Genomic DNA, 7418 nt, shown 5'->3' on the forward strand with positions numbered 1-7418 from the left:
GTCGCGCAGTTCCCCGCGCCCCTCACGGGGCGCAGCCTCAGTCCAGGTAGCCCCTCAGCTGGTCGGCGAAGGCGTGGTCCCTCAGTTTGTTGAGGGTCTTGGACTCGATCTGGCGGATGCGTTCGCGGGTCACGCCGAAGATGCGGCCTATCTCCTCCAGCGTGCGGGGGCGGCCGTCGACCAGGCCGTAGCGGAGCTGCACGACCTTGCGCTCGCGCTCCCCCAGGGTCGACAGGACGGCCTCCAGGTGCTGCCTGAGCAGCAGGAACGCGGCGGACTCCACGGGGCTCGCCGCGTCCCCGTCCTCGATCAGGTCGCCGAGCGCGACATCGTCCTCCTCGCCGACCGGGGCGTGCAGCGAGACCGGCTCCTGGGCCAGCCGCAGCACCTCGCTGACCCGCTCGTGCGGCAGGTCGAGGTGGACGGCGACCTCTTCGGGGGTCGGCTCGTAGCCGCGTTCCTGGAGCATGCGGCGCTGGACGCGGACGACGCGGTTGATGAGTTCGACGACATGGACCGGGACGCGGATGGTGCGCGCCTGGTCGGCCAGCGCGCGGCTCATGGCCTGCCGGATCCACCACGTGGCGTACGTCGAGAACTTGTAGCCGCGCGCGTAGTCGAACTTCTCGACGGCGCGGATGAGGCCGAGGTTCCCCTCCTGGACGAGGTCGAGCATGGTCAGGCCGCGGCCCACGTAGCGCTTGGCGACGGAGACGACGAGGCGCAGGTTGGCCTCGATGAGCCGGCGCTTGGCCATCCGTCCCATGACGACGAGCCGGTCGAGGTCCAGGGCGAGCCGGGAGTCGACGTCGGTGCCCGCCATCAGCCGCTCCTCGGCGAACAGTCCGGCCTCGACGCGCCGGGCGAGCTCGACCTCCTCGGCGGCGGTCAGCAACGGGATGCGGCCGATCTCGCGCAGGTACTGGCGGAACAGGTCGGACGACGGGCCGCCGGTGTCGGCACGGACGGCGCGCACCGGCTCGGGCACGTCGGCCGGGGCGTCCTGCGGGGGTCCGGCGGCGCCCGCCTCCGGATGGTGCGCGGCGCGGCTCTGCGGCGGGACCGCGGGGAGCGCCTCGTCCGCCGGTGCGGCGGCCGGTTCGTCCTGCGCTGTGCTGTCGCTCTGGGCGAGGGTCTGGGTCTGCACGGGGGCGACCTCCAGGGTGATCGCTGCTGAGGCGTGCGGCAGAGGGGCGTCAGCGGCGGCCTCGCCGCTGTCCGTCCCGTACGCGATGAGCGGATCCGCGGGGGTGTCGGACGCGTCGTCCGCGCTCCGGCCGCGCTCCGGGGACTCAGGCACCGAGACTCAGTGTGGGGTACGACACACTGCCGCCACGAGGGGTGTGCGACGACTTTTTGAGTCCGGTGCGTGACCGGGCGGTTACCGAACCGTACGGCCCGGCGGGCTTCCCCGTCGGGTGCCGCGTGAAACGGCGTACGGGGGCGCGGGCCGGCTACAGGGCGTCGGCGCCGCGCTCCCGCAGGGCCTGGCCGTACTGCTGGAGCACCCACAACTCGTTCTGCACCGCGGCCAGTTGCACCGGGTCGCCGCCGGATCCCAGGCGGGTGAGGGTGCCCTGCACGTCGCGGATGCGGCGGTCGACGGCGCGCCGGCGGACCCAGACGAGCTGCTCGCCCGCGTACGCCTCGTCGACGGTCTTGCGGTGGATGGCCTCGACGGCGAGCTCCGTGACCATGGCGCGGACCGCGTCGTCGGGCGCGGCCGCGCGGACCGCGACGAGGTACTCGTGCGGGTCCTGGACGCCCTGCTCGGCGCCGCCCGCCTCCAGGACGGCGAGGCGGACGGCCGCGTAGGGCTCGGCGGTGAACTCGTCGACCCCGTACGCGTCGAAGGCCGGGGAGACGAGGTGCGGGTGCTGGAGGGCGAGCTTGAGGAGCTCGCGCTCGGTCGCGAAGACGGGATTGCGCAGTGTGAGCGCGGGGCCGCCGAAGGGGCGTGCGGGTGCGGCGGCGGGCACGGGGGCACCGGGGCCGCGGGCGGGGGCCGGGCCCTTGCCGCCGCGGTCGCGGGCCCAGCGGGCGAGCTGGGCGACGCGCTTGACGACGAACTGGGTGTCGAGGATACCGAGCATGCCGGCGAGCTGGACGGCGACCTCGTGCTGGGAGGCGCTGTTCTTGATCCGGGCGACGACCGGGGCGGCCTCGTCGAGGGCGGCGGCGCGGCCCGCGGGGGTCTCCAGGTCGTAGCACGCGGTGATCTGGCGCAGTGCGAACTCGAAGAGGGGGGTGCGGGGTTCGACGAGGTCGGCGACGGCCTCGTCGCCCTTGGCGAGGCGCAGCTCGCAGGGGTCCATGCCGTCGGGCGCGATCGCGATGTACGTCTCGGCGGCGAACTTCTGGTCGTCCTCGAAGGCGCGCAGGGCGGCCTTCTGGCCGGCCGCGTCGCCGTCGAAGGTGAAGATGACCCGCGCCGATCCGTTGTCCATCAGGAGCCGGCGGAGGATCTTGATGTGGTCGCCGCCGAACGCGGTGCCGCAGGTGGCGATGGCGGTGGGCACCCCGGCGAGGTGGCAGGCCATGACGTCCGTGTAGCCCTCGACGACGACCGCGCGGGACGACTTCGCGATCTCCTTCTTGGCGAGGTCGATCCCGTACAGGACCTGGGACTTCTTGTAGATGGGGGTCTCTGGCGTGTTCAGGTACTTCGGCCCGTTGTCGTCGTCGCGCAGGCGGCGGGCGCCGAAGCCGACGACCTCGCCGCCGATGTCGCGGATCGGCCACATGAGGCGGCCGCGGAAGCGGTCGATGGGGCCGCGCCGGCCGTCCTGGGACAGGCCGGACTGGATGAGCTCCTTGTCGCTGAAGCCCTTGCCGCGCAGGAAGCGCGTGAGGTGGTCCCACCCGGCCGGGCTGTATCCGACGCCGAAGTGGGCGGCGGCGGCCTGGTCGAAACCGCGCTCCGCGAGGAAGCGGCGGCCGATCTCGGCCTCCGGGGACTCCAGCTGGTCGACGTAGAACTGCGCGGCGGCCTTGTGCGCCTCGACGAGCCGGATGCGCTCGCCGCGCTGGTGGGAGGGGTTGTACCCGCCCTCCTCGTAGCGCAGGGTGATGCCCGCCTGGCCGGCCAGGCGCTCGACCGCCTCCGAGAAGGAGAGGTGGTCGATCTTCATCACGAACGTGATGGTGTCGCCGCCCTCCTGGCAGCCGAAGCAGTGGAAGAACCCCTTGCTCGGGCTGACCTGGAAGGACGGTGACTTCTCGTCGTGGAAGGGACACAGGCCCTTCAGGTTCCCGCCGCCCGCGTTGCGCAGTTGCAGGTACTCGGAGACGACGGCGTCGATCGGGACCGCGTCCCGAACCGCCTTCACGTCCTCGTCATTGATCCTGCCTGCCACGCGTGAATTCTACGGGTCCCCTCGGACACTCCCGTCCGCCCCCGCTCACTCCCCCAGGAGGTCGCCGAGCGGGACGGACGGGTCGGAGAGCCGCTCGGCGCCGGGCCGGGCGCCGGAGCGGATCAGCTGCTGGATCGGCTCGGTGACGTCCCACACGTTCACGTTCATCCCCGCGAGGATCCGGCCGTCCTTCAGCCAGAACGCGATGAACTCGCGCTTGCCCGCGTCGCCGCGCAGCACCACCTGGTCGTACGAGCCGGGCGGCGCCCAGCCGGAGTACTCCAGGCCGACGTCGTACTGGTCGGAGAAGAAGTACGGGACCCGGTCGTGGACGACGTCCTTGCCCATCATGGCGCGGGCCGCGGCCGGTCCGCCGTTGAGCGCGTTGGCCCAGTGCTCGACGCGCAGGCGGGTGCCGAAGAGGGGGTGCTGGACGGCGGCGACGTCGCCCGCCGCGTAGATGTCCGGGTCGGAGGTGCGCAGCGAGGTGTCGACGGCGATGCCGCCGCCGTGCTCGCGCGGGGCCAGCTCCAGGCCGGCGGCCTCGGCCAGCGCGGTGCGCGGGGCCGCGCCGATGGCGGCCAGCACGTCGTGCGCCGGGTGCTCCTCGCCGTCGTCGGTGAGGGCGGCGAGGACCATGCCGTCCTGTCCGCTGATCTCGGTGAGGCGGGCGCCGAAGTGGAAGCGGACGCCGTGGTCGCCGTGCAGCTCGGCGAAGATCTGGCCGAGCTCGGGGCCGAGGACCGCGTGCAGCGGGGTGGCCTCGGGCTCGACGACGGTGACCTCGGCGCCGTACTCGCGGGCGGCGGCGGCGACCTCGAGACCGATCCAGCCGGCGCCGGCGATCACCAGGTGTCCGTTGTCCCGGCCGAGCGAGGCGAGGACGTGCTTGAGGCGCTCCGCGTGCGAGAGGCGGCGCAGGTGGTGGACGCCGGCCAGGTGGGTGCCGGGGATGTCGAGGCGGCGGGGCTCCGCGCCGGTGGCCAGCAGCAGCTTGTCGTAGCGCACGGCCGTGCCCTCGCCCAGCTGCACCGTCTTCGCCGCACGGTCTATGGCGGTGATCGTCTGGCCCAGGTGGAGCTCGACGTCGTTGCTCGCGTACCAGGCGGGCTCGTGGACGAAGACGCTGTCGCGCTCCTCCTTGCCCTGGAGGTAGCCCTTGGACAGGGGTGGGCGTTCGTAGGGGTGGTCCCGTTCGTCACCGATCAGGATCACCCGCCCGGTGAAGCCCTCCGAGCGGAGCGTCTCGGCGGCCTTCGCGCCGGCGAGCCCTCCTCCGACGATGACGAACGTCTGGTCCGCGTCGACCACGTGATTCCTCCTCGTTGCCATGCCGTCATATGCGAGCGTCCCGCACAGAGCGTGATGCGGGAAGGGGGCGCGGCCCGATCAGAGCACCTTTCTTTCTGTTTTTCCGCTGTTTTTCCCGGTTTTTTCCCTGGGTCCGGTCACGCCGAGTGGTCGAGGGAGGCGTGCAGGGAGCGGGCCGACGCGTCGGTCAGGGAGGCGATCTGGTCGACGACGACACGCTTGCGGGCGCGGTCGTCGGGCGCCGCGTCGAACAGCGCGCGGAACTGGGGGTCCAGGCCGTCCGGGGCGCGGGCGGTCAGCGCCGCCGCCAGTTCGGCGACGACGACCCGCTGGTCGGCGCGGAGCGCCTCCTGCTGCGGGCGCTGCATCACGTACCGGTCGGCGACCGCCTTGAGGACGGCGCACTCCAGGCGGGCCTCGCGCGGGACGACCAGCTCGGCGCCGTAGCGGGTGAGCCGGCCCGAGCCGTACCGGGCGCGGGTCGCGCCCTCGGCCGCCAGGCAGAAACGGCCGATGAGCTGGCTGGTGGCGTCCTTGAGGCGGGCCTGTGCGACGGCCGTGCCGTCGTAGCCGTGCGGCCACCACTCCTGGTCGAGCAGTCGGTCGAGGGCGGCGGCCAGCTCGGCGGGTCCGGCGTCCGCCGGGGCGTAGCGCGCGGCCGCGACCGCGAAGACCTCGGCGCGCTCGGGCTCGGCGTGCAGCGCGTTCGGATCGAGGTGTCCCGCGTGCAGGCCGTCCTCCAGGTCGTGCACCGAGTACGCGACGTCGTCCGCCCAGTCCATGACCTGGGCCTCGAAGCACACGCGGTGGCCGGGGGCGCCCTCGCGGACCCAGTCGAAGACCGGCCGGTCGTCCTCGTACACACCGAACTTGGGCGAGTCGGGGTCGGTCGGGTGCGCGCCGCGCGGCCACGGGTACTTCGTGGCGGCGTCGAGGGCCGCCCGCGTCAGGTTCAGCCCCACGCTGACCAGTTCGCCCGAGTCGGGACCACGGGTGCCCCGGGGAACGCGGACGAACCGCTTGGGCTCGATCCGGGTCAGCAGGCGCAGCGACTGGGCGTTGCCCTCGAAGCCGCCGCAGTCCGCGGCGACCTCGTTCAGCGCCTGCTCGCCGTTGTGCCCGAACGGCGGGTGGCCGAGGTCGTGCGAGAGACAGGCCGTCTCGACGAGATCGGGGTCGCAGCCGAGCGCGGCGCCGAGCTCGCGGCCGACCTGGGCGCACTCCAGGGAGTGCGTCAGCCGGGTACGGGGACTCGCGTCCCAGTGCCGGCTGCGCGTACCGGGCGTCACGACCTGCGTCTTGCCGGCCAGGCGGCGCAGCGCCGCCGAGTGCAGGACGCGCGCACGGTCACGCTGGAACGCGGTGCGGCCGGGACGCTTGTCGGGCTCGGGGTCCCAGCGGGCGGTCGCGGCGGCCGGGTAGCCGGGAGTGTGAGGCGCGCCGCCCTGCGGAGCGGCCGGGGGGCTGCCGTTGCCGCCATGCGGAGCGGCCGGGGGGCTGCCCTTGCCGCCCTGGGGAGAGGCCGGGGGGCTGCCCTTGCCGTGTGTGCCGTCTTCGCTGCCGTTCATGCGCTGACAGTAGACGGCGGCGCGGACAGCCGGGGCGGCGGCGGCCCGGTCAGGCCGACAGCCGCCGGGACGGCAACCGCCCGGTCAGGCCGAGGCCAGGTCCGGCAGAGCCGCGTGCGGGGCGGGGGCCAGTGCCGTGTCGTAACGGTGCCGACAGCCGCCGGGACGGCAACCGCCCGGTCAGGCCGAGGCCAGGTCCGGCAGAGCCGCGTGCGGGGCGGGGGCGAGTGCCGTGTCGTAGCGGTGCAGGACCAGGCGGGCCAGGGCCGGGTGGGTGCCGAGCGGGGCGGCGGCGATGCCCTGCGCGGCGGCCGCGGCCCGCGTCGCGAAACGGCCCGGGGCCGCGAAGTAGGAGGCCACGGCGGTACGGGTCCGGCCGCGCCCGGCGAACGTCCGCAGGGCCTCCGCGACATCGGGGGCGCCCGCCGAACCGTGCGCTGCGAGCACCGGCACGCCGAGCCGGCGCGCCAGCAGCCCGGCCGCCGACCGCAGATCGGCCGCGGCGTCGGGGTCCCGGGAACCGGCGGCGGCGAGCACGACACCGCCGCGCCGGCGGGCCCGGTCCGACAGGTGCCGGGGCCAGCCCGCCTCCATCAGCCGGTCGTGCAGGGCCTCCGCCAGCAGAGGATGCGGGCCGAGGGGCGCGGCGAGGCGGGTGCGCAGGTGGGCGGCGTCCGCGGCCGCGCCGGGGATGTCGTGCTTCACGTGGTGGCCGCGGGACAGGAGCAGCGGTACGAGGACGGCGCGGCTGCCGCCGGGGAGGGCGGCGAGGGCGTCGGAGAGCAGGGGCTCGTTCAGCTCGATGTGCCCGAGGCGGACGGTCAGCCCGGGACGCAGCGCGCGGATCCGGTCGGCGAGCGCGCTCACCGTCTCCAGGGCGCGGGGGTCACGGGAACCGTGAGCCACGAGGAGCAGGGTGGGCGGGCGGTTGTGCGGGGGGCGCGGGGTGCGCGAGCCGTGCGGGGGGCGCGGGGCGTTCAGGTTGTGCGGGGTGTGCGGGATGCGCGGGGAGACCTGGCTGAGCTGGGTCCCGAGCTGGTTGCTGATCATGGTGAGGAGTCCTGCCGTGCTGGCCGCGCCGGCGGTCTGGGCCGTACCGGCCGTACCGGCCGTGTCAGCCGTGCTGTCGGTGTGCGTCGTCGTGCGGAACTGGTGGGTGGCGCCCGACTCGTCCGTCATGAAC

The 7418-nt window shown here is 74.1% G+C and carries 5 protein-coding genes; all 5 read right to left on the bottom strand.

Annotation, left to right across the window (positions count from 1 at the left end; all coding sequences use genetic code 11):
• Nucleotides 1–37: 37 nt before the first annotated feature.
• The 5 genes from GTW43_RS34605 to GTW43_RS34625 all read right to left on the bottom strand — a co-directional run bounded on the left by GTW43_RS34605 (nt 38) and on the right by GTW43_RS34625 (nt 7285).
• Entirely contained in the window at nt 38–1300 is a 1263-nt protein-coding gene (locus tag GTW43_RS34605; RefSeq protein WP_161305930.1) for an RNA polymerase sigma factor, read from the bottom strand.
• A 154-nt stretch (nt 1301–1454) separates the two neighbouring features.
• Nucleotides 1455–3356, bottom strand: a complete 1902-nt coding sequence (gene dnaG / locus GTW43_RS34610; protein ID WP_161305931.1) for a DNA primase — start codon at nt 3354–3356, stop codon at nt 1455–1457.
• A gap of 45 nt (nt 3357–3401) precedes the next feature.
• Nucleotides 3402–4667 carry an FAD-dependent oxidoreductase gene (locus tag GTW43_RS34615; RefSeq protein WP_161305932.1) on the bottom strand — a complete coding sequence of 422 codons (1266 nt, stop codon included), beginning with the start codon at nt 4665–4667 and terminating at the stop codon, nt 3402–3404.
• A gap of 137 nt (nt 4668–4804) precedes the next feature.
• On the bottom strand, nt 4805–6235 hold the full coding sequence (locus GTW43_RS34620; protein WP_161305933.1) for a deoxyguanosinetriphosphate triphosphohydrolase: 1431 nt from the start codon (nt 6233–6235) through the stop codon (nt 4805–4807).
• A gap of 180 nt (nt 6236–6415) precedes the next feature.
• Nucleotides 6416–7285 (bottom strand): sirohydrochlorin chelatase, encoded by an 870-nt coding sequence (locus GTW43_RS34625; protein ID WP_237536969.1) that lies wholly within the window; start codon nt 7283–7285, stop codon nt 6416–6418.
• Nucleotides 7286–7418 lie beyond the last annotated feature (133 nt).

It is taken from the genome of Streptomyces sp. SID5785 (genome assembly GCF_009870065.1).
Classification (GTDB): domain Bacteria; phylum Actinomycetota; class Actinomycetes; order Streptomycetales; family Streptomycetaceae; genus Streptomyces.